This window comes from Anaerohalosphaera lusitana, assembly GCF_002007645.1.
In the GTDB taxonomy this organism is placed as follows: Bacteria; Planctomycetota; Phycisphaerae; order Sedimentisphaerales; family Anaerohalosphaeraceae; genus Anaerohalosphaera; species Anaerohalosphaera lusitana.
In genome coordinates this window covers 1,514,252-1,540,462 of the sequence record NZ_CP019791.1, presented here as the reverse complement: position 1 = coordinate 1,540,462, position 26,211 = coordinate 1,514,252, and the positions used below count along the sequence as shown (strand labels likewise).

General features: G+C 52.8%; 17 protein-coding genes. 1 reads left to right on the top strand and 16 read right to left on the bottom strand.

Features of this window, described 5'->3' with window-relative positions:
* Positions 1 to 19: 19 nt before the first annotated feature.
* The 13 genes from STSP2_RS06405 to STSP2_RS06345 form a co-directional block, all read right to left on the bottom strand.
* Positions 20 to 1,207 (bottom strand): type II secretion system minor pseudopilin, encoded by a 1,188-nt coding sequence (locus STSP2_RS06405; protein WP_169853036.1) that lies wholly within the window; start codon positions 1,205 to 1,207, stop codon positions 20 to 22.
* A gap of 11 nt (positions 1,208 to 1,218) precedes the next feature.
* Entirely contained in the window at positions 1,219 to 1,941 is a 723-nt protein-coding gene (locus STSP2_RS06400; protein ID WP_146660941.1) for a type II secretion system protein GspJ, read from the bottom strand.
* Entirely contained in the window at positions 1,938 to 2,372 is a 435-nt protein-coding gene (locus STSP2_RS06395) for a type IV pilus modification PilV family protein (protein WP_146660939.1), read from the bottom strand. The genes STSP2_RS06400 and STSP2_RS06395 overlap by 4 nt, the downstream gene beginning before the upstream one ends.
* Entirely contained in the window at positions 2,369 to 2,968 is a 600-nt protein-coding gene (locus tag STSP2_RS06390) for a pilus assembly FimT family protein (protein ID WP_146660937.1), read from the bottom strand. The genes STSP2_RS06395 and STSP2_RS06390 overlap by 4 nt, the downstream gene beginning before the upstream one ends.
* Positions 2,961 to 3,368, bottom strand: a complete 408-nt coding sequence (gspG, locus tag STSP2_RS06385; RefSeq protein WP_146660935.1) for a type II secretion system major pseudopilin GspG — start codon at positions 3,366 to 3,368, stop codon at positions 2,961 to 2,963. The genes STSP2_RS06390 and gspG overlap by 8 nt, the downstream gene beginning before the upstream one ends.
* 19 nt (positions 3,369 to 3,387) lie before the next feature.
* A complete protein-coding gene (locus tag STSP2_RS06380; RefSeq protein ID WP_146660933.1) occupies positions 3,388 to 4,638 on the bottom strand; it encodes a type II secretion system F family protein in 1,251 nt (416 codons plus the stop codon).
* A gap of 44 nt (positions 4,639 to 4,682) precedes the next feature.
* Positions 4,683 to 6,392: a GspE/PulE family protein gene (locus STSP2_RS06375; protein ID WP_146660931.1), complete on the bottom strand. Its 1,710-nt coding sequence runs from the start codon at positions 6,390 to 6,392 to the stop codon at positions 4,683 to 4,685.
* Between the two features lie 370 nt (positions 6,393 to 6,762).
* Positions 6,763 to 7,398, bottom strand: a complete 636-nt coding sequence (locus STSP2_RS06370; RefSeq protein ID WP_146660929.1) for a hypothetical protein — start codon at positions 7,396 to 7,398, stop codon at positions 6,763 to 6,765.
* A gap of 210 nt (positions 7,399 to 7,608) precedes the next feature.
* Positions 7,609 to 9,837, bottom strand: a complete 2,229-nt coding sequence (locus tag STSP2_RS06365) for an HDOD domain-containing protein (protein WP_146660927.1) — start codon at positions 9,835 to 9,837, stop codon at positions 7,609 to 7,611.
* An 18-nt stretch (positions 9,838 to 9,855) separates the two neighbouring features.
* Positions 9,856 to 10,422, bottom strand: coding sequence for a response regulator (locus STSP2_RS06360; RefSeq protein ID WP_146664019.1), 567 nt, complete (start codon positions 10,420 to 10,422; stop codon positions 9,856 to 9,858).
* Between the two features lie 226 nt (positions 10,423 to 10,648).
* On the bottom strand, positions 10,649 to 11,674 hold the full coding sequence (locus STSP2_RS06355) for an alpha/beta hydrolase family protein (RefSeq protein WP_146660925.1): 1,026 nt from the start codon (positions 11,672 to 11,674) through the stop codon (positions 10,649 to 10,651).
* 20 nt (positions 11,675 to 11,694) lie between these two features.
* The gene (locus tag STSP2_RS06350; protein ID WP_146660924.1) at positions 11,695 to 15,105 is read right to left on the bottom strand and encodes an acyl-[ACP]--phospholipid O-acyltransferase; all 3,411 of its coding nucleotides are present in this window, start codon (positions 15,103 to 15,105) and stop codon (positions 11,695 to 11,697) included.
* Positions 15,106 to 15,169: 64 nt separating this feature from the next.
* Entirely contained in the window at positions 15,170 to 16,111 is a 942-nt protein-coding gene (locus STSP2_RS06345; RefSeq protein ID WP_169853035.1) for an alpha/beta hydrolase, read from the bottom strand.
* A 532-nt stretch (positions 16,112 to 16,643) separates the two neighbouring features.
* On the opposite strand from STSP2_RS06345, the gene STSP2_RS06340 reads away from it, so the two are divergent.
* Positions 16,644 to 18,116, top strand: coding sequence for a sigma-54-dependent transcriptional regulator (locus tag STSP2_RS06340; RefSeq protein WP_146660920.1), 1,473 nt, complete (start codon positions 16,644 to 16,646; stop codon positions 18,114 to 18,116).
* Positions 18,117 to 18,168: 52 nt separating this feature from the next.
* On the opposite strand, the gene STSP2_RS06335 is transcribed toward STSP2_RS06340, so the two are convergent.
* The 3 genes from STSP2_RS06335 to STSP2_RS06325 all read right to left on the bottom strand — a co-directional run bounded on the left by STSP2_RS06335 (position 18,169) and on the right by STSP2_RS06325 (position 26,070).
* Positions 18,169 to 20,802 carry a S9 family peptidase gene (locus STSP2_RS06335; RefSeq protein ID WP_146660918.1) on the bottom strand — a complete coding sequence of 878 codons (2,634 nt, stop codon included), beginning with the start codon at positions 20,800 to 20,802 and terminating at the stop codon, positions 18,169 to 18,171.
* A 234-nt stretch (positions 20,803 to 21,036) separates the two neighbouring features.
* Positions 21,037 to 23,241 carry a 1,3-beta-galactosyl-N-acetylhexosamine phosphorylase gene (gene gnpA, locus STSP2_RS06330; protein WP_169853034.1) on the bottom strand — a complete coding sequence of 735 codons (2,205 nt, stop codon included), beginning with the start codon at positions 23,239 to 23,241 and terminating at the stop codon, positions 21,037 to 21,039.
* A gap of 126 nt (positions 23,242 to 23,367) precedes the next feature.
* Positions 23,368 to 26,070, bottom strand: a complete 2,703-nt coding sequence (locus STSP2_RS06325) for a sodium:solute symporter family transporter (RefSeq protein WP_146660915.1) — start codon at positions 26,068 to 26,070, stop codon at positions 23,368 to 23,370.
* Positions 26,071 to 26,211 lie beyond the last annotated feature (141 nt).

The following is a 26,211-nucleotide window of genomic DNA, read 5'->3' as shown; positions in this document are numbered from 1 at the left end:
TTTCAATTAGATCTGGCCGTCAACGATTCGGCCCTTCGTAATAGTATAGAATCCGCACAGGCGTCTGGCTGCGATCCACAATAGCTGTAAGACTCCTTGTTGTACCGGTCGCATCCAGCACCGCCTCGCTTGTCACCCTAAAAACGCTTGAGTTCACCGTCAGATAATCAATAAATTCTCGAATCTTCCTGTTCGTCAAAGACTTGATCTCCGCCAGGTCCCCAAGCGAAGCAAACCCCTCCACCGCACCTTCCCGATAGGACAGCACCTCCTCTGCCAGCGTCTCATCACCTTCAAAAACAGCTACAAGCACATCCCTCGGCGCAGTGTTAATGTTCACCTTTGCTTGGCCCTGCTGCTGATTGTTATTGCTCGATACCGTAACCTGGTCAATTATGCTGAAAAAGGTCTGCCTGTCGAGAGGCATCGGCTGTTCACTTCTGTCTGCATTGCGCTGAGGCTCATCGGGACTGTTATTCGCGAGCAAATTTCCGATACTGTCGAAATCGCGATTTTCAACGATCCACCTCGCATGAGCCTGGGCAAGCGAAAGCCGGTTCCTCAACTGCCGTTCACCTACACGATTTACATCGATCTTTTCGGTCGTATCATCCGAACTCGATCCGGACTGGGACCAGCACGTCAACATATCATCCCACCTGGCGGTCTCATAAACAAGGGACTCCGTAACACCGCAAACCCGCAGCAATTCGTCAAACGTAGTGAAAGGCCCATTCGGAGGCTCATAGCCGTTTTCCAGGTTCAGATAATAACCTGTTTCCGCGCCTTCGCCCGTAACATTTTCATCTCTGTCACGCCAGTCGATGATCGAATCAGCAATTTCGTCTGTCATGTAAGGCAACTCTATCAACTGTTCTTTTGTCGCGGAATTGAGACTGAGTTTAGAGCTTTCATCCACGACCGCCACATTAAATGAGCACAGGTCCAAAGGCACATCATTAAAATCTTCCACATTGTCATACCACAGATCCGCAAACGAATCGACCGACGTTTCATCATAAGCCAGCACAGCTATCGCCTTTTCCAGACCTGCCCTGCATGCCCAGTGTCCTCTGATATTCTCAGCCGAGGTCAAACTTATCCGGCTGTCCAGCATGCTCGACCGGGCCACCACAACGACTATCGTTGTCACCAGTGCGATTGCCCAGAGAACACCGATCAGAATGACAGCTCTTCTATTTTTCATGTCAGAAAACCTCATCGCTGCCCCCCTCGCTGTTCCGCGACGTTTTCCTGCTGATCAGCATTCATATCGACGCTGTCCTGCTGCGAAGACTCACCGGACCTGGGAAAACTGAGCATGAAACTTGTCGATGCAATATCTTCCGGTGAACTGTCCTGCGACAAAGAAGCGGCAAGAGTGACCTCGACCAGGCCCGGCAGGGATTCCTGCGTGTCGGGCCAATCCATAAGCCACTCGGTGCCGTCAAAATACCGCACTTCAAAGCCGACGATGTTCTCACCGACAGGAATCAAAATCCCGCCCTGGGTCTCTTCAGGCTCCTCGTGACCGACCACCGGACAGTACCGACGCATCAAGTAGTTCTTCTCCTCTTCGGTCATGATGAAATACTCGACTACATATACATCGCTTTCCGGCCTCTGCGGACGGGCCTTTTGCGTGGAAACGATCTTCATGTTCAGCACCGAAGATGGAGTCTCGCTATCTTCGGAAACACTCCCTAGAAACTGCATATTCCCATAATTCGCACTACGATAGACGTTTTGAATATCTCGCCTGATCAGATTCGATGCAAAACGCAGCTCATCGTTTACGCTCAAAAATTTCTCGACGTTCTCCCGAGAGCTCGCAGCAGCCCGCAGAGCACCTATCGCGATCACGGCAATGAACGAACCTATCACCGCCGCGATGGTAACTTCCACCAGAGTAAAACCAGATTGTGCCCGTTTGTCTCTCACTCGGGTTGAGTCTCCAACAATTCAAGCTCCGACTCACTCGTATCCTCGTTCAGCAGCGTAGAAGCCGACACACTTCGACGACCTCTCTCAGGACCCCAGGTTATCTTTATATCCACACTGTAAAGGCCCGTATAGTCGCTGCTTTCGTTTATATCCACGGCCCATTCGTGTACTGTCTCACCGCTTTCCTCGTCTCCAAGCTTCCCGCTGAACTCGCCCTGCTCCATGAAAGCCTCTACGCCCATATAGTCTATATAAGTCAACTGACGGTTCAGAATTTCCCAGGCCTGTTCATACTCTCTGTTGTTCTTCACATTCAGCACACTGCGGGTACTGATCGTACTCAGCGTAACAACAGCAAGACTCAGCAATACCGACGCCGCTACGGTTTCTACAAGACTGAAACCTTTGTTTTTACCATACGTTCTCAATATGACCCCTGCTCATCGAGATCGACCACACCGATCGTCATTTCCTCAGCAGGCCCTTCGATAACCTTCGCCTTACCTGTCGCAACCATCACATTGATGCTGTAAATGTACTCACCGTTACCCAACTGGATGACAGCAGCATCCGCACTTCCGTCCGGGCGAAATACGATCCCATTTTGTAACTGATAATCACCGTACATGCTGGCGATCTCCGCCTTTTCGAAAGCTATTCCATCACCAAGTTCAGCAGGCTTGGTATACTGATTCGACACCACCTGCACAGATTCGGCATCATTGTCCAGATCAGAAACGGAGGTCAACTGCTCGATATCTTCCGATGACCCTACCACAACCGCGTAACTGTTTTCTTCCTTATCAATGAGCAGCCTGCATTCGGTCTGCTTTTCAACTGCTGTCAGGCGTGCGTATTTCATAGCAAGGTAAAGTTCGCCGGCCGCCTTTTTGACCTGCATCTTGCGAAAGCTTTTAAAACCGGTTGTACCCGCTGCCGCAGCGATCAAACCTATGACCAGAACCACGGCAAGTATCTCGACAAGCGTAAAAGCCCTCGTATTTCTATAGGACCAGCTAGTCATTGACGATATCTTCGTTTTCGTCTTCGCCGCCCGGCTCACCGTCCGCACCGTAGCTTATGATATCGAAGCTGCCCTGGTTGACCGTGCCTTCCTCAACATAAACGTAGGGGTTGTCCCACGGATCCATCAACTGACTGCGTTTCGCATACGGGCCGGCCCACTTCTCTTCCACGTCGGAGGGAGCCTCCAAAAGCTCGTCAAGATCCCTGGGCATGCGTCCGCAGTTGACATAGAAAGTTGTAACAGCCTGTTCAACCTGGGCCATTTTGCTCTTTGCGATCGAACGCTTCGTATCACCGAGATTGTTAATGACTTTAGGTACCACAAATCCGGCCAGCAGACCAATGATAAGCACGACTGTCAAAACTTCGATCAGAGTAAAGCCTTTTCTTCTTCTCATATAGATTCGTCCCTTTCGCTCAAACACCAAGTCCGCCGAAGTCGATCGTTACTATCGGCAGCAAAGTGCCCGCAATTATAAAGAATATGATCAATGCCAGTAAAAGTATTATCAAAGCCGGAAACACCGCCATGAATCGTGTTATGGCAGCATCCGCTTCACTATCGAATGTCCTCGCAGCGTTGAGCAGAACTTCATCCAGCTTGCCGGTCTGTTCACCAAGCGAGACAAGCTGTACCAGCAGCGGCGGAAAATGTCCGGACGCCGCAAGAGGTTCGCCCAGCGATTCACCCATGCTGACCTTCGATGCGACCTCATCGATCTCCCCACCGAGCTGCTCGTTGCCCATGATATCGCGTACAACAGAAAGAGCATTAAGTATCGTTATCCCGCAACCCGTCAGCGAACCAAGCGTACGTGCAAACCGCCCCACGGCAATCTTCGTCAGCACCGAGCCAAGCACAGGTACGCGCAGTTTGAACGCATCCCACTTATGTTTGCCCTGCTCGGTATTTTTCCATGAATAGAAAAACCAGGCTGCCCCGGCGACAGCAAGACCAACCGCCCACCCGTAAACTATCAGAAAATCGCTCAGCCACAACAGCATACGTGTCGGCAAAGGCAGAAGCACCTCCTCGCCCAAAGCATTGATGATCTTCGGCAGGATCGCGGTCAGCATTATTATCACCGAACCGATACCGAGTGTCAAAACGATCGCAGGATACACCAGCGCGTTCGTCATGCTGGTTTTGATCTTCTCTTCACGTTCAAGAATCGTCGCCAGTTGCGAAATCGTCTCATCGAGTATCCCGCCCGTTTCACCTACACGAACCATCGACACGTAAAGTTTGGAAAAATGCTCGCTGTGCTCAGCCATCGCACCCGAAAGCGAATTGCCCGAACTGACCGCCTTTTCCAGATCGCCAAGCAGCTCACGCATAGCTGGTTTTACCTGCTGCGACCTGATAATGTCCAAAGCATCCAAAAGCGGAAGCCCAGCGGAAAGTGCGGTAGAAAGTTGCTCTGTCACCGCCAGTATATCCTTGCTCTTGACTCTGCCTGAACCCAGAACAGGTGCTTTCCTGTTTTTACTTGCGGAAGCCTTCTCAGCCTTGGGCGCGGACACCTTCACTGCTCCCTCCATCAACTCAGTCGGATAAGTCCCTTCCGCGGTAAGCACGGAAATGGCCAGACTTCTGTCCGCAGCCTCTACCGTGCCGCTCACAGAATTGCCCGCTCTATCTACTCCTTTATAAGTAAAACTGGCCAAAACGCTGTCCCCGAATTATTTCCGCAACTGCCTCACTGATTCTTTTATTCTTCCTCTACGCCCTGTGTCGCCCGAAGTACTTCCTCCGGCGTCGTCGATCCCGCCAACATCTTAGCGATGCCGTCATGTCTCATACTCACATGATCCGCCGGAGCCGCCCTCAACAACTCTTCGGATGAAGGTCTATTAGCGATAAGCTTTCGCATAGTTTCCGTAACCCTTAGCAGTTCGAATATGCCAACCCGCCCCCGCATACCTGTATGGTTGCAGTCATCACAACCCGTCCCCCGGTAAAAGCTCGCATCCCGGTCAACCATAACGGAATTGTCAAGCCCCCGCAGAATACTTTCACCTGGATCATACTGAGTCTTACATCTCGGACAAATACGCCTGACCAGACGTTGAGCCAGCACGCCCTCAAGTGAACTCGCAAGCAGGAACGGCTCTACGCCCATATCAATAAGACGCGTAATCGCCCCGGCAGCGTCGTTCGTATGCAGCGTCGAGAACACAAGGTGCCCCGTCAACGCTGCCCGTATCGCTATCTCAGCAGTCTCGCTGTCACGGATCTCACCAACCATCACGATATTCGGGTCCTGCCTGAGAATATGCCTCAGTCCCCTGCTGAACGTAAGCCCCCTTCGCGGGTTCACCGGCATCTGGATAATGCCGTCAAGCTGATACTCAACCGGATCCTCGATCGTGATGATCTTCACGCTCGGCTTGTATATCTTGCGAAGAGCCGCATAAAGAGTCGTCGTCTTACCCGAGCCGGTCGGCCCCGTGACCAGTACAATACCGTGCGATTTGTTCAAACACTGATTATAACCCTTGAGCGTCTGAGGATTCATGCCCAGCTCCTCAAGGCTGATCAGCGCGGCACTGCGGTCAAGAATACGCATTGTTATCGACTCGCCGAAAACCGTCGGAACCGTTGAAACACGAATATCTATCTTGCCCTTATTGCCTGAAAATTCTATATGCCCGTCTTGGGGCACAAAACGCTCAGCAATGTTCATATCGCCCATGATCTTTATGCGTGAAACGATCGCGGCATGCAACCGCTTAGGCGAGCTTGATTTCTCGATCAGCAGACCGTCAACCCGATACTTTATCCGCACTTCCTTCTCGAAAGGCTCGATATGAACGTCACTAGCCCTGGCCTCGATCGCCTCCAGCAGGATCAGATTGACCAGGTTCACCAGGCTCGGCTGTCGCGCCAGCTCATGAAGTCGTGCCGCCGATATTTCGCCCGCCTCGTCCTCATCATCTTCTTTCTCGTCCGGCGCGAGGTTGTCCACCATCCTCGCAACATTGCTGCCGTAATGCTTAAGTATCGCCTTCTCCAGCTCGGAGGGACTTCCGTAAAACCGACGCACCCGGCACCCCGTAACCAGCTTTAGCTCTTCTATCGCCTGCGAAGAGAATGGATCTGTCATCGCCACATCGATATGCCCGTTCTGGCGAGCGAATGGTATGAGATTGTGTTTACTCACAAGGTCAGCAGGGATCATACTTATGAGTTCGGGAGTTATAGAAGCATCTTCAAGGCTTGCCCGCGGAATACCGACCTGATGCGCCAGCGCTTCATTGAGCTGGTGCTGATTAATATAACCAAGATCCAGCAGGACCTGGCCGATCTTCACACCCAGATGCTTCTGCTGAGAAAGCGCGTGCTCCAGCGCGGATTCGCTGATATAAGATCTCTCGCAGAGCCATTCGCCCAACTTTTTCCGTTCACAAACCTGATCCACTTTTGACCCCAAGCGTCATTGTTAATTAAAATAGGATTATCTGAACAGCGGATGCTTTGCCGCCCGGCCCTTACCCCCGAAAAAGGAAACCAGCTTGGAAACACCTTTCAGAACTTCAGATAATAAACGCGATTCGGGCAGCGTGCAAACCAAAACCGCACAACAGAGCCGCCGCCACCGATTACATAACTTAGACGCGTGGACAAAAGAAAATGTTACAGAAAAATAACACTTTTTTCGAAATTGTGATTATCGGGCATAAATCGTTGACATATAAGGCCATACACCCCTACGTCGTTGGTGTAGTTCACAACTTTATCGCCTGGGTCACATATGACACCAGAAACTCACCCCCAAAACACTGAAAAATCTATTCATCCACCGACGATGGATCTGCCAGACAATTACCGGACCTTATGGACCTGCATAGGCCCAGGCTCACAGCATTAACCTTGGCAAGCTCCCCGCTGGTGAGCGGATTCGCAATATCCCTGCAGATAAGAATAAATCCTAACGGGCCGTTTACCCGCCCTATAGGTACCGCGGCAGCCGATATCTCGTTGAGCAGCCGAAGATTGCCCTGCAATCCCAGTTCGAACATCGTACCGAGTTCGGTAATAGCATTTGCACGCGAAATCTCGTTTACGGTCTCGTTTGTGAAGCTGCCCCAGAGCTTTTCGACCTTTTTGCTGATTGCGGTCCGTGACTCCGCCTGGTGCACCTGAAAGTTGTGCCCGTCGGTGAGAAATATAGCCACTTCGCACTCGTTAACATGCCTGTAAACATAATTGAAAGTCGTCGCCAGGATCTGACCGAGATCATTATGGCCCAAAAGCGACTCATAAAAAGTAAAGCCTGCACTGAGATTTTCCAACTGTAAAACGAATTCGCGATGAGCCCCCACCATGTCATTGCAAAGCAGATCGATCTTTTTGGCTTGCTCGTGTCTTTGTCTGTTCAGTTTGCGAACCAGCGATCGTATTCTTCTATATCTCGTGTCGTCCAAGGCCGTCCTCAAAAAAACAAGTTTTCTCTCTGATGATGTTTCGGCCTGGACAATGCCCCGCTTTAGCTGTTTCCTTGCAGGTTCTTAACATTTAGTCACTTTCCCAACAGAGGCAGATGCAGAAAGTGATTTGGATCAGGTTAGAAGCTGTTGCAAAACTGCTTTTGGCATTTCAAAAACCTGTAACGGACACTCGAGCCCACAAGGGTTTTATGCTCGCGGCAAGCGAACAGTTACACTTGTTCCTTCACCCTGCTTACTGCTGATAGTAAGCGTAGCATTATTCAACCGAAGAAGACGCTGTGACTGCGCCAGCCCCATCCCCCTCTGCCTGCCGGCCGGCTTATCAGAAAAGAACGGCTGCACCGCTTTTGAAAGTGTCCGCTGAGACATTCCCCGCCCCTGATCCCGTATTTGCAGCACGACGAACTGCTCGCCTTTCTTACTGCTTCCGAACAGCCATATCGGACCCTCACCCCCATCATAAGCTTCGAGAGCATTCGACATGACATTCGCGATCGCTGTCACAACCTGCTCACTGTCCACATTCACCTGCCATTCGGGTTGAATGTTGCTGTAGTCGATCTGCAGCTCTTCAAGGCCGTGCTTTACCTGTGTTTTTTTTACCGCCGAATCGATCAGGTCCATAACAGGTATGCGAACTTTTTCAGGCTCGCGCGGCTTTGCGAACGACATAAGGTCGTTAACAATATGCGCCATTTCATCCGTACGTTGCCGTATCTGCGAAAGCATCTGCTTTTTATTCTCATCGGTCTCCGCTTCCACGAGCAACTGAGCACGGCCGCTTATAACCGCAAGCGGATTATTCAGCTCATGCGCCGCCCCCGCTGCCATCTCCGCTATGCCCGCAAGAGACCTTGCCTGCGTCAGTTCCTCACGCGATTCCTTGAGTGAATTCAAAACGGAAGCAAAACGTTCCGCAAGCGTCGACTGCTCCTCCAGCGCCCTCGCCCCTGCAAGCATACTGCCCACAACAGACGTCAGCACCTCTAGCCGCTCGGCCAGCATACGTGATTCGACCGGCATCCGCTGTTCGAACACCATAACCGCTGCTGCCCTGCCGCCTGCCATAAACGGAACCGCGAACGAACCCGTAAAATCGATCTGCATGTCAAAAAGTTCCAACAGATCACTCATCCTGTTTGCAGGCACAAGTGCGAACTCACTTTCGATCTGCTCGGGTATGACTCGCTGCTCCGTCACCGGAACTACCGTTATGTGGACATTGCCGTGATCGTCCACCACAGCCGCCTCGACACAATCACCGTCTTCCCCGCAAGGCATATAGAAACAGGCCGGACCCGTATGATAGGCCCGCTGAAATTTCTTCACGAACTCCGCCCCGATCTCAATCGCCGGTTTGCCCGGCTCTGCTCCTGCAAGCATCTCTCGAATAAATGACATGCCCACAGCATCTGCTTCGAGCTTGCGATTATGACTGCTTAGCGTCGTATTATTCTTAGCCAGATCAGCAGCCGTCTCCTGCATCATTTCACAGTAAGCTGCCGGCCCGCCCGTCATCTCAAGTCCGAGCAAGGAGGCTTTTTGCGCAACTTCCTCTTTCAACGAAGCCGCTATCATCTCAACCTGCTCGGCAGACAATCCAATTGTCCTCGCAGCATCGTCGATATCCACAGGATCAAAACTGCCGCTCAGCCCGATCTCACAATGCCTCGCAATGGAATCAGCAAGATTGACGACCTGAGCCATTTTCGCACCAGCCAACTCATCCGAAAGGGCCTCTGCATCACTGTGATGCATCCATATCGCGAAAGCTATCTCCGCTGGCAGATGCCATTTCTCAGCCAGCCTCTTGCCTATGATCATATGATCCAGACCCAGGTTCTGCATCTCCACAGCGCCAAGCGATTTGTGCTCCTCGCGCGCCTGTTCGACCATCTTGTCAAAACTCTTTGGCATGGCCTGGCACAACGCCAGCTTGCCAATGTCATGAAGCAGCCCAGCCGAGAAAGCTTGTTCAGCCTTCTCTTCCGGCATCACGATCTCGGCTATCTTGCGTGCCGCACACGCTGTCGCCAGAGAATGCATCGCAAACCGCTTTCGCGGAAAGACGCGCCCGCTGTCCGGATCGTAATCGGCATCGAAAGCCTGGAAAACCTTCACGGAAAGCACCGCGTCCCGAACCACCGGATCCGGTAGTTTGGAAACAGCCTCACTGACAGAGGGCACATCATGCGCAAACCGCACTCCATGATCGTGCGCAAGCGAAAAGATCCTCGCGGTCAACGCAGGATCGGCCTGAATAATATCGGCCAGCTTAGAAATGTCTGCCTGCTGATCGAGCAGATTAGGCAGAAAACCAGCCGCCACTTCCGGCAGCGTCGCCAGACTCGGCAACTGCCTGATGATCATCTCCACCTGTCGTACAACCGCGGTATTTTTCGATTCTTTGCTCAATTGCTTCGTCCCAGCTTATCAGACCATCTCGAGCACAGAACTGATTCTCTCGACCAGCTCGCCGATGCTGAATGGCTTTTTCATAAAAGACTCGGCACCTGCGTCCAGCAGATCCTGTATCTCATCCTCGTCAACCACACCGCTGACGATAATTATCCTTGTATCGTCGAAATCAGGATTCCGCTTAATGGTCTGACAAACAATATTGCCGTTCACGTCTGGCAGCATATAGTCCAGAATAATAACATCAGGCTGGAACTGCTGCGTAAGCAAACCCGCATCGTAACCGCTGGAAGCGGTCTTTATGTCAAACCGGCCGTCCCGCGTAAGCACATCAACCATCAGTTCCACGATCTCAGTATCATCATCGACGATCAGCACTTTCTTTTTGCCCGTATCGATGCTGTCGAGAGGGATATCATTTTCTTTCATGAATTTAACAAGGCTCTCACGCGGGATCCGCCTGAACTTCGAACCGGGTATGCGAAAACCGCCCAGCCGCCCCGAATCAAAGCATCTTATAATGGTCTGCTGACTCAGGCTGCATATCTCAGCGGCCTCGCCGGTAGTAAACAGGTTTTTCATTTTGCCCATCTTAACCCTCTCGTAGAATTGAAGGACGATTCTGGCCGCCCTAAACTACCATTTTCATCTAGCTTAACTATCGGAAATCTATACTGTCAAGGATTAAATTTTGACCAAAAAACCTTGCTCCGAGCATTGGCAGGCATGAAATTATAGGGCAAAACGCTCTCTGTGACCCTGGAAAACAGCAAAAGCCCCGCTTTTTAGACGACCGTAAATGAGCCCTCTAGAAAAGCTTCCATTTTGATTTGCGCTTGGGCTTTCTGATCATCACCGTCTCCCTGTCCACGAGCTTGAGACTTTGCTTCCAGCTCTTTTTACCAGCTTCAAGCCCCCTCGCAAACCCGTAAGCCACCCCATCCTGATTAAATACAACCGCCTGGCCGTATTCCATCTCCGATTTCAAATACTCTCCCGCCGCCGTCGCCCGGTACCATCTGTAAGGAAACTCGTGCTCCTTGATGCCGAAGTCGATATCGGTGATATCAACATTGCACGCCCGAGCCAGATCCTCATGCGTACATTCATAAGTTATGTCCCGCGTATAATAGTGCTCGACATACACACGCCCATCCCTGGCCGAACTCACATGCCCCAACAGGCTCTTGTCCCACTTCGGCGGCACATAAGCATCCAGAAATGTCAAATGTATCGTCGCCCCCGTCTTGCGTGCGATCCTCTCCGCCGCCGTGTCGATCGCCCAGGACCCAGCCGAATGTCCGATAAGATGCACATGCTCTATCTCATTCGGCAGCGACAGCAGAGCCTTCGCCAGCCTCGGCCCCGCCACATCACACGAATATCGCGCAGCATCCATAGGCGTCGCGACCGCCGCCCCGCCCTGCCAGTCAAAATATCCGCACACCCAACTGTTAGGGTCCGTCCTTTCATAAAAAGCCCCCGCCATATCCTCCGGCCAGTCCCCCTCTCCCTTATCAAACCACCCATGCACAACGATCACAAAGTTTTTCGCCGTAGGTTTGATCTTCAACTCATCACTGATCGTGACCTCAGCATCAGCACTTCTGGCCGGCGTCAGCAGACCGTACTGCAGCAGATAATGTCCTTCGTCGACAATGGACAGCAGCCCCGACTCATCAGTTTCCACATTGACACCAGCCCCCAACTCATCCTCCAGACCAATATCGCCCAGCCACTTTATCACATTCTGACGGGCCTTCTCCTCATCAAAGTCCGCCAACACTGCCGGCGCAGCAAGACATACCAAAAACAAAACAGCCGCATATCTCATAAGCTCAAAACCCTCGTAAATCAAACACCCACTGATGACGAATCCTTCTTGGCTTCCCTGGCAAGCTCCTTCACCCTCACGATATCCAGCTTGCCCGAACCAAGTATCGGCATCTCGTCGATCGGCACATAATTGTCCGCCCGTGGTTTCCACATATTCGGCACATCACTCTTCGATATAATCTCGTTAAGCTGATCTGCATCCGTCTTGTCCGACAGGTAAAGAACGACCAGTTCCTCGCCCTTCTTCTCATTCGGTATCCCTGTCACTGCAACTACCTGCTCATGAGCGTCCAGCCCATGCATCAGCACTTCCTCGACACCCATATGCGGAACCATCTCGCCGCCTATCTTGCTGAACCTCGCCAGCCTATCCTTTATCGTCAAGAATCCGTCTTCGTCCAGCACACCAATATCACCCGTATTATACCAGCCGTCCTGCAGAACATCCCGCGTTTTCTCCGGCTCATCCTTATAGCCCTGCATCACATTCGGCCCCTTGACCGTTATAAGGCCCTGCTCACCCGCACTCAACTGCTCACCTGTCTCGATATGCTTTATCCTCACCGACACCCCAGGCAGAGGCTGACCGACCGTGCCATCCTTATGTCCAACCTGCTCAACGCCGCCCCGATCAACATCATCGACGTTCAGCGATATCACCGGCGAGGCCTCAGTCGCACCATACCCCTCATGCAGCTTGATTCCGAACTTCTTCTCGAATGACCTCGCCATCTTCATCTTCAGCTTCTCAGCACCAGGAGCAACAAAACGCAAAGTAGCGAACTGCTCAGGCTCCACCCGACGCATATAACGCATCAGGAACGTCGGCGGCGCGAACAGCAGCGTGCTCTTATCTTCCTCTACAGCCTTACCGACCGTCGAAGCATCCAGTGGATTCGCAATGAACACCACCGGCACACCGCTGATCAACGGCAGCCACAGCCCGCAAGTGTAACCGAATGCATGGAAAATCGGCAGAACACAGCAGGCGTTATCACCCGGCCGAACCTTGACCAGCATCTTGGTCTGTTCGATATTGGAAAGAATATTATGATGACTTAACAGCACACCCTTGGGCATACCAGAACTGCCCGAAGAAAATATCACCGTGGCCGTGCTGTCCGGATCAAACCCCTCCGAACAGCCCAGAACCTTTTTCGGCATCAGCACCGCTTTGACAAATCCCGCAAACTTATCGAACCACCCGACATCTTTGACCATATCCTCGATGAAAACCATATTGTCCGACTCTTCGACTGTATCGAGCTTGCGAATGAATTTGTGCGACGTGATAATTTTTTTGACATCACAAACTTCGACACAGTGATCTCGATTCTTGCCGGAAGTCACATAATTCAGATTGACCGGTATCTTACCCCGCATCGTACAGGCTATATTCGCAAGCGCACCGCCCGCCGAAGGAGGCAGCATTATTCCGACATGCTTCTGCCCCTGCGTCACCTTCTCGATCTTCCGACCCAGCACAACAGCCGACACTAGAGCCTTACCAAACGTCAGCCTCTGACCCGTCGTCGTATCCGTCATGCAATGCCTGAACCACTTGCGCCTCGCTGTCTGCACGAACTTATATCCCATCGACTGACGTTTTCTCTTGACATCCGCAAAATACTCGCATGAAAGATCGACCACACGCTGACGCACATCAAACGCTTTCGAATCCGAAGGCATCGGGTCGCCGAACACAATAGTAACCGTATACGGGAACTTCCTCGGCAGCGTCGACATCACCCTCCCGTGATAGTAACTGAATATGCTTCCCCAAGCACCGCCGATATACATCGGAATGATCGGACAGTCCGTCCCCTTGACGATCTTCTCGATACCCGGCCTGAACTTCTGCACAAAACCGTTACGCGTGATGGCTCCCTCGGCAAATATGCAGACCAGATCCCCCTGATCCATCGCCGCACGAGCCTCATGCAACGACCTCACGATCCTCTTAGGCGAATCCTTAGGCGAGATAGGTATCACCTTCATCAGCCGGAAAAACCAGTTGACCCACCACAAGTTATAGATATCACGATCCATCACAAAACGAATTCGCCGCTGCTGTGTAACGCCGATCAGCAACGCATCCACATAAGAAACGTGATTGCACACCAGCAACGCCCCGCCGTCAAACGGAACCTTTTCGATCCCCGGCGTGTTCACCCGGTAACAGCATTTCGTCAGCATAACTGCAACAAACCGCACCAGCAGATCAGGCATCTTGTAAATAAACAATCCCGTCAGCAGCAGCGTCATCACAGCCAGCACAACGAACGATCCTGCCGGACCAAAATTTACCAACTGCACAAGCCCGATGGCTCCCGATGCGAGCAGCACACCCAGCCAGCCGATGAACCCTGAAGCCGCCAGCACCTCGCCCCTGTTCTTCTCGGGACTCCTGAGCTGTATGAAAGCGTGCAGCGGTATAATGAACAGCCCGCCGCTCGCACCCATGACGAATATCCAGACATATGCCGCAATCCTGCTGTCGGTGATCAGACCCAGAACTATCGCTGAAACACCCAGCCCCAAAGCTCCTATCGGCACAACACCCAACTCCACGTGCCTGCCGCTAAGCTTCGAAGAAAGCAGGGACCCCACACCGATACCCAATGCCGCAATGAAGAACAAATACCCGCTTGCGATCTTATCCAGCCCAAGAACTTCCATACCATAAGGGATCAGATTCACATATATGTAAGCGCCGAAAAAAAGAAAATATGCCGCCCCGAAAACCGCAAACAGAAGCGAGGTATCGCCCTTGATGCTTTTGAGAGTTTTTATTATATCGTTCCAAAAGAAAACCGAAGCCTTGCTTCCCCCGCCGGCAGACGGCATACGTTTGATCCCCAAGCTCGTCCCTATCCCAACCGCAGCTACCATCACGCACGCTGCCGCTGCCAAAACATAGTTGCGACCCGTCAGCCGCAGAACCGTCGGCGCCATAAACGCCCCCGCAATTATCGCAAGATACGTCATTGCCTCGATAAAGCTGTTAGCACGCGAAAGCTTCTCCCTGCCCACCAGCTCAGGGATGATGCCGTACTTGGCCGGACCGAAAAACGCACTCTGCGTCGACATCGCAAACAAAAGCAGGTACAAACCCCACACACTGCCGAACCAGAACGCAGCCATTGCGGCACACATGATCACAAGCTCCGCCACCTTCACGCACCGAATAATGCTTGTCTTGCTCAGACGATCCGCCAGCCTGCCCGCAAAAGCCGTGAACAGCAAAAACGGCACAACAAACACAGCACCTGCGATCGCCCCTATTCGCGTCGCATGATCAGCCTGACTTTCAGGAACCAGAAACGGAATGATCAGAAACTTATAAATATTATCATTCATGGCACCGAGAAACTGCGTCACATTGTGCCATACAAAAGATCTTCCCAGTTTTTGCTCTTCAGAGGACATCCCTCACCTCTCACCAATTCCGACATATTTAACTAAATTAAGAATACCCGCAAAGCTACAGAATTCAACCTTTTCCATCCAGGTAATCGACCACCGTACCAAAAACCTGCTCACGAAGCCCAAGCGACTCATTAAAAAGTTCATGCTTTGCCCCTTCGACCAACTCCACACGCGCATTCGGCAGCTTCGATTCCAGAAATGCAATATTGTGCACCCAGTCCACCGTTCCGTCTCTGTCACCCTGCACGATCAGCACCTCCTTGTCGCTTGGCTTTGCACGCTCGACCCAGTCGTTCCAGTCGAACAGAGCCTTAACCCAGACCAGCGGAACAGCCCTGGCATGCAGAAAGTCCTCGTTGCGGTTGAACCTGATAAACTCTTTATTGTTCGTATTGCACCGCGGCAGCCGTTTGACGCTGGTCACGAACCTGCTGTAAAGCGGATATGTGAATTTCGTCTGTTTCCACGCGACAGGCCGGACCAGCGGAGCCGCAAGCACGACCCTTTCAAAGCTGCCGCCTTCATCCCCCAGCACATCCTGAATGACCGGACACGCGCCGTTACTGAACGCCACCACATGATAGGGACCGTCAAGATATTTCGCTGCTTCATCCCTGAAATCCCTCAGTGCCTTTCGGTAAACGTCAAAACTCTCAACCGCCGCCCGCTCACCGCTCGACAGCCCGTGCCCCGGCTTATCATACGCAGCAACCGCAAACCCGTGATCCAGCAGATATTCAATTATATAACGCAACTGCCCGCAATGATTCAGATAACCATGCATCAGCACCACCGTCGCCTTGTAAGATTCGGGCCGGTATATGTGCCCAGCCAACGTATAGCCCTGCGACTCGAACGTCCCGAACAGATGCTCGACCTGGCCTCGCCCTTCCCCCGCACCGAGGCCGTAATGATCGAAATATTCCTTCACGGCCTGCGGATACTCACCGTTCGCCTGCGACAGGGGCTGAAGCTGCGACTGAATTGTATGTCTTTTCTCATCCATTGCATGTCCCTTGGCATATTTAACCATACCAAACACAAAACAGCAAAAAACAACTGCCCCTATCAGCCATATCGCGTATTTCAACCTTATTTTTATAGCTTTACCAGCCATTATTGTTTGACCCTGTCTCCAAATTAGCTCTCACTATTCCCGCTGGCGGCATTATCGCCGCACGAACAACCCCAAACGATCCCAACAACCCAGATCGCAACAGCCGCTATCAAGACCTCTGCATTCAACATTTTGCTTTCTCCTTCTATAATTTCGCAAATTCGTGCACACCATTGAACCAAAGACAAGATGACAGCGACTCCGAACCGCCCGGAGCCGCCGCCAAACGGAGATGTGTACTGTTTTCACTTTTCAAGAATCATCAAATAATCCGTTTAACTAAAAAGCAATCCCCGTGCCAGCATTTTACATTTAACATAAACACTTGACAGCTAAACACTTATGGCGACATGAGCATAAAACCACACCAGCCGCCAATTATTCACTGGCAAATAATGTGCACACCCTATACATTGCATGCATGGATCAGCTAAAATTAACACAAAGCGACCGCAACTTCTTCGAGCTCGTCTCCCGGGCGACCTTCACCAACCCCTTCAGCCCCGAGCGGGTCGAGATAGACCGACGCATATCCGGCCGAAACGACGGCGCATCATGGCCCAGCATCATGCCCCAGGCCGTAAAAGAAGTCAGCACCCGTCTCAGGACTCTTGAAGAGACAGCCCCCATAAAGATAAAGGACTTCGCCCACCCCGACCGCACCATCATCGAACACGCCCTGCTCTTCGACGCGTTCCACAAGTATGCATATGAACTAGACGCCATAATCGATCAGCAGCTCGCCAGCCCCGACAAAAGCATCGATGTCCCATTCGCACCCGAACTCCTCGCCGGTCTCCGCACCGCCGGCCTCGCGCGTGACCGGGCCCGCCGCTACCTCGAACTGTTCTACCAGATCCGCCGTGCGTTCTTCTTCATCGACAAGAACCTCCTCGGCCGATCCCCATCCATGCAAAAACTCCGCATGAACCTGTGGAACAACATCTTCACCCACGACATCCTGCACTACGAACGCTATCTTTGGGACAAAATGGAAGATTTCTCCACCCTCCTGCTCGGACCCACCGGCTGCGGAAAAGGAACCGCCGCTGCCGCCATCGGACAAAGCGGCTACATACCCTTCGACGAAAACAAAAACTGCTTCGCCGAAAGCTTCACCCGCACTTTCATACCGATCAATCTGTCCGAATATCCCGAGAGCCTGATCGAATCCGAACTGTTCGGCCACACAAAGGGCTCATTCACCGGCGCGGTATCCGCACACGAAGGCATCTTTTCCCTCTGCAGCCCTCACGGCTCGATCTTCCTCGATGAGATCGGCGACATCTCCACCCAGATACAGATCAAGCTCCTCCGCGTCCTGCAGGAACGCACATTCTCCCCCGTAGGCAACCACGAAAAACTCCGCTTCTCTGGCCGCGTAATTGCCGCCACCAACCAGAACATCGACTCCCTCCGCTCCGAGGGCAAATTCCGCGACGACTTCTACTACCGCCTCTGCTCCGACTGCATCGCCGTCCCGAGCCTCCACCAGCGAATCAAGGAAGATCCAGCAGAACTCGAACAACTCGTCAACAGAACCATCGCAAGCATCGCTGGAGACAACACCGAATTCGCCCCCATGGTAATGGATGTAATAAAGTCGCGCCTGGGCAAGCATTACGCCTGGCCCGGCAACGTCCGCGAACTCGAACAGTGCGTCCGCAGCGTTATCATCAAACGCGATTACGACGGTCGACACTGCCAAACCGCCAACCCCAACAGATCCACCATCGACATCTCGGACGAACCCGACGCCCAGCAGCTCCTCGCCCGCTACTGCGCAACACTCTACGATAAATACGGCACCCTCGGCGAAGTCGCCCGCCGAACCGCCCTCGACCGCCGAACCGTCAAAAAGCACATCGAGCGCCATTGCAAAAACGCCGACTGAAGCAAATCAGCCGGCGTCATGAAATCCCTTGTACACAAAAAGCTTAACCTCGCTACTCATCCTCCCCATACATATCGTCCCACCATTGCGGCTGGTCCTTGAGATACTTATCGAACCACGCCAGCTTCGCCTTCGCAGCAGCAACCCGCCTCTTGTAATTACCAATGCCGTGCCCCTCACCCTTGAACTCCAGCATCTCAACGGGCCGACCCAGCAGCTTCAGCGCAGTATACATCTGAGTACTCTGTCCAGTGGGCACGTTCGTATCTGCTGTCCCATGCGTAAGCAGCAAAGGCGTGTGTATCTTGTCCGCGTTGAACAGCGGGCTCTGATTCACATAAATATCCCACCGGTTCCACGGATAACTCTCCGCCGCCGAGATCGCACAATAACCGAAACCGCTGTAGCCCTCTCCCCAGTAACCTGCGATCGAGCTGATACCCGCATGCGAAACAGCCGCACTGAAAATGTCCGTCTGCGTCTGCAGATACATCGTCATGAACCCGCCATACGAACCGCCCGTACAGCCGATCCGCTCGGCATCGATAAAATCATGCTCCTCAACGAGCTTCTTCACGCCCGTAATGATCTCGCCAGCAACCTTCTTACCCCAGTCATTGACATGCTTGGCCGAAAACTCCTGCCCGAACCCGACCGCACCGCTGGGCTGCAAAACATACGTAACATAACCATTCGCCGCATACCTGTGAAAGCTCGTACTGAAGTTACGCGACGTTGGACTCGTCCCACTATAATAATAAACGATACACGGATACTTCCTCGCGGGATCAAAATCCAGCGGATAATAAACCCGCCCCATGATCTCATCGCCGTCTTCGTTCTCAAACGACCAGTCCTTCACCTCAGCAAGCTCGATCCGCTCCCAAAACTCCGCATCAGGCTCAACAAGGGTCCACTTCTGTCCGCTCGCAAGCTCCATCGCAAACACTTCCCCCGGCACATTCGTACTCGCAGCCTCGTAAACAGCCACCCCCGCCTTATCCGCCATATCCCAATCACTCGCAACCTCCCTGTCCGTCTCGACCATCTCAAACTCCCGGCTGTCCGGATCATACCTGTAGATCCGAACAAACGCCTTATCCGCTGTCTCGAAGTATATCTTGCCGTCAAAATCGTTCCACGCCCCGTTCTTGATCTCCGGCCTGAAATCCTTCGTGATCGGATCGATGCTCGTCGTCTCCAGGTCATAGATAAACGCCTGGCTGTCATACGCATTCGAAATAGTTTCGCTCGGCGTATTCCTACCCGCTCCGCCAAACATGTCGGGCCCGCCTACCACCAGCAGCCTCTTACCGTCCGGCGAATACTCGGCACCAGCGTACCAATTGTTCTCCCAAAGCTCCCTCGCCTCCATCGTCTCAAGATCCAGCTCAACAAACTCGCTCTTCGAGAAGGGCCTCTCGCTATAATCCCGCCAGCTCCTGCTGTAAATGATCCGCTCACAGTCCGGGCTGATATCCTGCAGCCGTGTCCCCGGGTCACCAAACGTCAGCCGCCTCTTCGTCCCCGCCTCCACGTTCAGCAGGTACAGATAACTCTCGCTCCGAGTCCTCCCGTCACGCCTGTCCAGATCCCTCACATGATGCACACCCAGAGAATCCGCCGACTCCTTCTCCGTAACGCTGTAAATAATGAACGACCCGTCCGGCGACCATGAATACCCGCCAAAATCCTTCACTCCCCGCAGCACCGGCTCCATCATCCCGCTCTCAATATCCATCACCCATATCGTACTCTTGCCCCCGTCCCGATCGACAAAACTTATCGCCCTGCCGTCCGGCGTCCACTCCGGCGACTTGATACTGATCGGCCCGCGATAAGTCCGCAGCAGCTCTCCGTCACTGACCCGCCGTAGCTCCAGCCAGTACTCATGACTGTCCCCGCCGTCCAGATACTGCCACTGAACCACTGCCGCGACCGAACCGTCCGGCGACACCGACACATGCGAAACATTCGCCGCGTCCATCGCCTCCGAAAGACTTATCGGCCCCGCCGGAGCAAGATCGAAACTCATCTCAGCAGGTACCGTCTTTTCATCAACCTTCAACACTGACTCTACAAACCACCCAGCCGCATTCTCCGGATCACGCAGACACTTCACGACCACCAGATGCTTTCCCGTATCCAGCTTCAGTTCCGCCTTGAGCTCCCCCGCACTCGCCTCCCCGTCATCACCCGGCTTCTGCGACGACGTCTTCGTTTTGACCGACTCACCGTCAACGAACACCTCCAGCAGATGACAGCTCTTCAGCGTCAGATCCGCCTGCGTCCACCGATCCACACTAACATACGCCGCCAGATAATACACCTGCGGCACGTCACCCTCGCCGCCCCCCAGCTCCAGCTTACCCGATCCATCCGCCCCGCTCACCTTCCAGCTCGATCGCTCAGCAGTACTCCACGCAAACCCATCCCCCGCCCCGGGCCGCAGTTCATCCACATTCACAAAATCAAACTTGAGCTGATCGTCAATCCCATACGTCTTATCAAAAATATTCTCCTCTTCCGCATCCACCGGCATCGGCACATCGAAAGGACCGCTCATCAGCCACATATCTATCGCTACCGGCTCATCGGCATCATCAATCGTAACCGCCTGTCCCGAAGAAACCGCAAAAAAAGAAAGCCCAACAACACAAACCCACAAAAATCTGCACTTAAACACAATCAAGTCCTTTCGATTACCGAATACGTATCCGATCTGCCGACAATGCCGCACTCCAACCGGATTAAAGCCGTAAAAAGTTAAGAAACCCACAACAATTAAATGTAGCAGATTCGCCCTTATTAATCAACTCCGCAAAAAGGACGTTCCAAACACCCCATAAACGCAAAAAAACCGGCAAGATCATAAAAAACCCTGCCGGCTTATATAAAACTCATGTCTAGAGCGACTTTCCTACTCCATACTGAACCACTTACTGCCGTAAGCATCCAGCGTCAACTCGAACGACTCGCCATCACCGTCATAAACCGTCGTCGTCTGCTCGCTGCTCGCGTTGTTCACAACCACAAAGCATTTCTTCTCAGGATACGCCGCACATTCGGTATTGACATTCGAGCTGAACCACTTCTTCAGCTCGCTCTCCTGACCAGCCGACCAAAGCAGCGCCCTGTGCAGCATCCTGCTGTTGTCGATACTGTAAGGCAGACCAGCCATATACACCGCCCTGCCCTTGCCGAAATCTTTCGCCGCCAGCCGAATATGCAAACCGTTCGCCTCCAGCACACGCACATCCTCACTACTCGCAAAGACATAGCTCTTGTCCGTGCCGAAGTCCAGTTTGCCGCCGGCATCAGCCGTAATAAAGTGCTCACCGCTTTCCTCAAACTTGCGACCAGCCGCCATAACCTGGTTGCCGATCTCACGCTCGACGCCCATAACATCGCTCAACTGGAAATACCTGCCCTGATGCTGGTACGCACTCGGCCCGAGATTGCCCACGAAGCCCCCGCCGTTGTAGATCCACTCGCGGATCGTCGATACGATCTGCTCATTGACCCACCACTCACCGCCGCTCCAAGCAGTTCCGTCCTCGCCGTCATTAATGATTACATCGACATCGTCCGGCACACCGCCTGTGAGAATATCATCGAAGCTCATAAACTGTATCTCGACCGGCAATCCGCTGATGCACTCCAGCAGATTAGATCCGGCAACAGCGATCACGTCGGGCCGCTTTATAAAGAACTTCTGATCACGCCCGAAATTATTCAGCCAACTTCGCCACTTGCCCCACGCATTAAGTATTGCAACCTTCACCGGCGCACTGTAAGGCTCAGTCTTGCCGCTGTTCTCCTTGATCTGCCTGAACTCGTCACAAAGACCGCTCACCTGCTCGACAAATTCCGGGAACTTCTTCGCCAGGCTCAAATACCCCCCGTAACCGATCCTGTCGATTGGCTTGCGAAGCATCGCCCGCCTGATCTTCACCCAGTTGCTCACGGACTCTTCCGTAGGCTTGCCGCCCTCGCAGAACACATCCGGGAAGAAATAAGGATACAGCCGAATTTCCTTAACCTCATCCCACGGTGAATCCGCCAGCCGCCTCAACGCAACACCATCCTCACACGCACCGACATTGATATCGATGCCCATCTTCGGATAATCGTCACTGTAAGGCTCAACACCCACCCAGTGGTCACCCTGAAAAATCGCAGCCTTCTTGCCTGCCGCATGAACCTTGTCCACCAGCTCCTTGCCGAACTCGATCACGAACTTGTGAATGAACTGCATCCAATCCAGATACCGCTTCTTCGGCACACGATACGTAGCGTTGTAATAACCCTCATCGACAAAGTCTTCCGAAGTTAGCCGATAGCCGTACTCCTTCTCAAAATCCTGCAGCGCTTCGACCGTCACCGTGTCCATATAACCGACCCAGTCACGGTACTTGTCCACGCCATGCTTATCGCTGTCCAGCACAAAATGATACGCCAGCGTCGTAAGCCGCACGACATCAGTATTCGGATGCGTCTCAAGCCAGTTATCGAAATAATCCATCAAATGCTTGCGAGCATCCGCGTGATAAGGCTCGGTACTGACCACATGCGGACACGTCCACCCGTTCGAGATATGGTTGTACATCGACGTCGAATCCCATATCTGGTAAACGAGAAAATTCACCGTATAGACATGGAACTTCTTCGCATTTTTGATAACCACCAGCCCGCGGTCACCGTCAAACTCCCAGTCATCCGTACTAACCTCCTCGCCAGTCGTCCGATCGAACACCTGCCACCATTCCTTCTCATCATGATTGCGGTCGATCTCGTACTTCTCCCGAAAATAGTTCTCCATCGGGTCGATCTCGACCTTGTCCGAAGTCGCCGTCACATGCTCACTCATCAAGAATTTCTGCGGCAGCTTATCCCAGTTCTTCCTCGGCCATTCCTGATCCGCCCTTACCAGGCAGATAGTCGAATAAACCTGCTTGCCGAGCTCCACCAGCTCCGGGCTCAGCTCAGTACCGTCACTGTCACGTATCGCATCCGAACCCCACTTGTTGATCAGCTCCACGACCTTCTCTTCCTGCCCGCTCTCCGCAGGCAGCGTCACGAAACCATCGGTACCCTTCTTCTCGAGTTCCTTATACTTACTCACGAATATCACCTCTCAAACATCACGCAAAATCAAAAACAAAAAAGGGAGCCCGGAAACATTTTCACATCTCCAGGCCCCTGGAAATACATCATTCAAACGAACACATCGTGAAACACTCTAACCTGACTACGCGGCTTCGCCCTCATCTTCGTCATCTTCATCAGCATGCGAAACCGAACCGTCATCTGCATCGTTACGAACCTTCGTCTCGAGCGTACGGAACAGATCCTTCGCATCCTTGATACCGCCGATCGTGAACCATACCGTAGTTATCACGCCGAGCACAACCGACAGCCATACATAGAACTGCCAGAACTTGCCCCATGTCGACTCGGAAAAGCCCTCAGTATTGGCGTTATGGATCCAGCCCGCGATAAACACGATACCCCATACGACCGACCAGCCGGTGATCGAAGAGTAAACGATCTTATCCTTCAGATCGAAATCCTTGCCCATACCGATCAGCGTCCCGAGCCCCTTGACCGGCTCATCAGTAACCTGCGTCTCATCTTCCGCAAGAGCATACTTGCCCCTGTGCAGCAGCTTGTCCAGGTTGAACTTCTTCTTCATCGTCAGCAGCGAAACAACCGTATAAAGGATCGCCGTACTCACCATCGCATACAGCATTCCCCACTGCGAATTAACAGTCAGCTTCATGCCCGCAAAACTGACCTTCTGGAATTCCAGCCCCTTGAGAATATCCATCTCAAAGTGCAGCGACTCTTCGGGCTCTGCCTTATCACTGTCCGGCAGCTTCCTAGTCACGGGTCGGTTATAGACACTGACCTCGTCGATCATGCCCTCAAACGCCGCCTGACCGTCAATACCCGTACCGAGTCTTACCGGCGTATCGCCTGCCGTATCTATCGCCAGCTCAGCATTCTCAATCTTACTGCGTTCCTGGAACTTGCCGTCGATCCACAGCTCCAGATCATCCACAGTAGTGCCGCGATTCTCATCTACAACCGCCGCCACATGGTGCCACGCACCGTCCATCACGTTGAGATTACCCGTAACCGTCGCACCGCCGACATCCAGCCGAACAACGCCAGTCTCTATCTCCTTGCCGGCTTCGGTAGCGACTCGCCGAACGACACTCATCGTCCACTGCTTGCCGTCACCTTCTCTCCCCCAGCTCAGAACCGTCCCGGGCTTTTCAACGTTTATCCAGTAGCTCACGGTCCGCGCATCTGTCCCGCCGATACCTTCAAAATCGTCAACTGTCAAATATCCCTTGCCGTCAAGCTCCAGGGCGCCGTCAAACCTGCCGCCCTGCACAAACTCCGCACTGCCCTCAAGGTTATACTTGCTGTTAAGCTCGCTTTCGTTCGCACCGTCAAGCTGCAGATAACTGACCCTGCCCTTTTCAACCGTATGGTAAAGGTCAGGCCAGATCCTCTGACACGTAAAGATCGTAACCGCGATAATGATCGCACCGAACACTGCGGCATAAGCACCTGCCGTAGTGCCCCATCGCGTATAGAGTCCGCCCACGATAACAGCACCAGCACCGCCAAGCCAGATCGTACCGGTCAGCGCGAAATACATCGCGATCGTATCATTCTGCGAAAAGAACAGACTGAACAGGAAAATAAATATCGCCACACCAAATATAGCATAACGAAGCCACCGCATATGCGTCTTCTTATCCAAAGGCTTACCGCCCCGCAGCGGAAGAACGACATCCTGAATGAAGATGCTTCCCCACGAATGCAGATAAGTATCGTGCGTACTGATAAACGCCGCCAGCAGCACAGCCGACAACGCACCCGTCAATCCCACGGGAAGCAGATACCGCAATCCCACCGAAGTCGTCACCTGCGTCCGGATAGTCTCGTTACCGATCTGGTTCAGCTCCTGATGTGCACCCGCAGCCATATCGGCCCAGTTCGGATTGTGCAGCATCGTATACGCAGCGATAGGCAGTATAAGCACAAGCATCTGCTGCGTCAGAATACGCCAGTTACCCATCACACGGCCCATACGCGCCTCGTGAGCATTCTTGGCCGCCGCGAAATATCCCTGCGCCCCCTGCCACGCCATGAACGTCCAGAAAATGATCAGCGCCTGGATCAGATAAAACGAATAATTGTAGTCCTCCGTCTTCGCCGATCTGAACGGATGGATCATCGACTCACCCGCCGCCTTGTTCGAAAGCGAGTCCATAATATCCGCCCACGGCATCTTCCACATAACGAACACAATCACAAGGCACAGCGCGATGTTAAACGTCGTCCCCTGAATAAAGTCCGTGATCATCACCGTGATCTGTCCGCCGGCAAATGTAAAGTAAAGAGAGATCGCAAGCAGAGCCAGCATTATCGAAAGATAGACCGCATCTACTTCCATCGGCCCGACCTGCCATATAATGTCTTTTGGAAGACCGCAGAAATGCTGGAAGAATTTCGCTCCCACTGCCGGGAAAATACCAAAGTTCAGCGTACCCGAGATAAACAGCACGAACCCGCAGAATATACGAAAGCTCTTATTGTACCGCATCTCCAGCAACTGCGCCAGCGTCAGCGCCCGAGACTGCCTGTACCTGTACGCGATCCACCCCGTCAGCGCAACGATAACCTGCACCACAAGCATGACCAGAGCCCACCAGGCAACCGAAAAGCCAGCCCGATAGTACATCTCCCACACCATGATAATGCTGATCGCACCGACATTCGCAATGCCGTCCGACACACCCATGATATAACGGCCGGCACATCTGTTCGCAGCCAGAAAATCCGCAACACTACGATTGTATCTCGTCGTATGCCACGCCGCCCAGGTCATCAGACCTATCAGTAAAACGACAATTCCCCAGTCAATAAAAGTCATTTACTTACCTTTCATAAAAACTGAACACACGTCAAACCGCAGCTCAACGCAAAAATCCTGACTCTCAATTATTCGTCCAGGCTTCTACCTAAAAACCAAAACATGCCGAGAGGCGACTCTCCAGCCGCCACCCGGCAACAC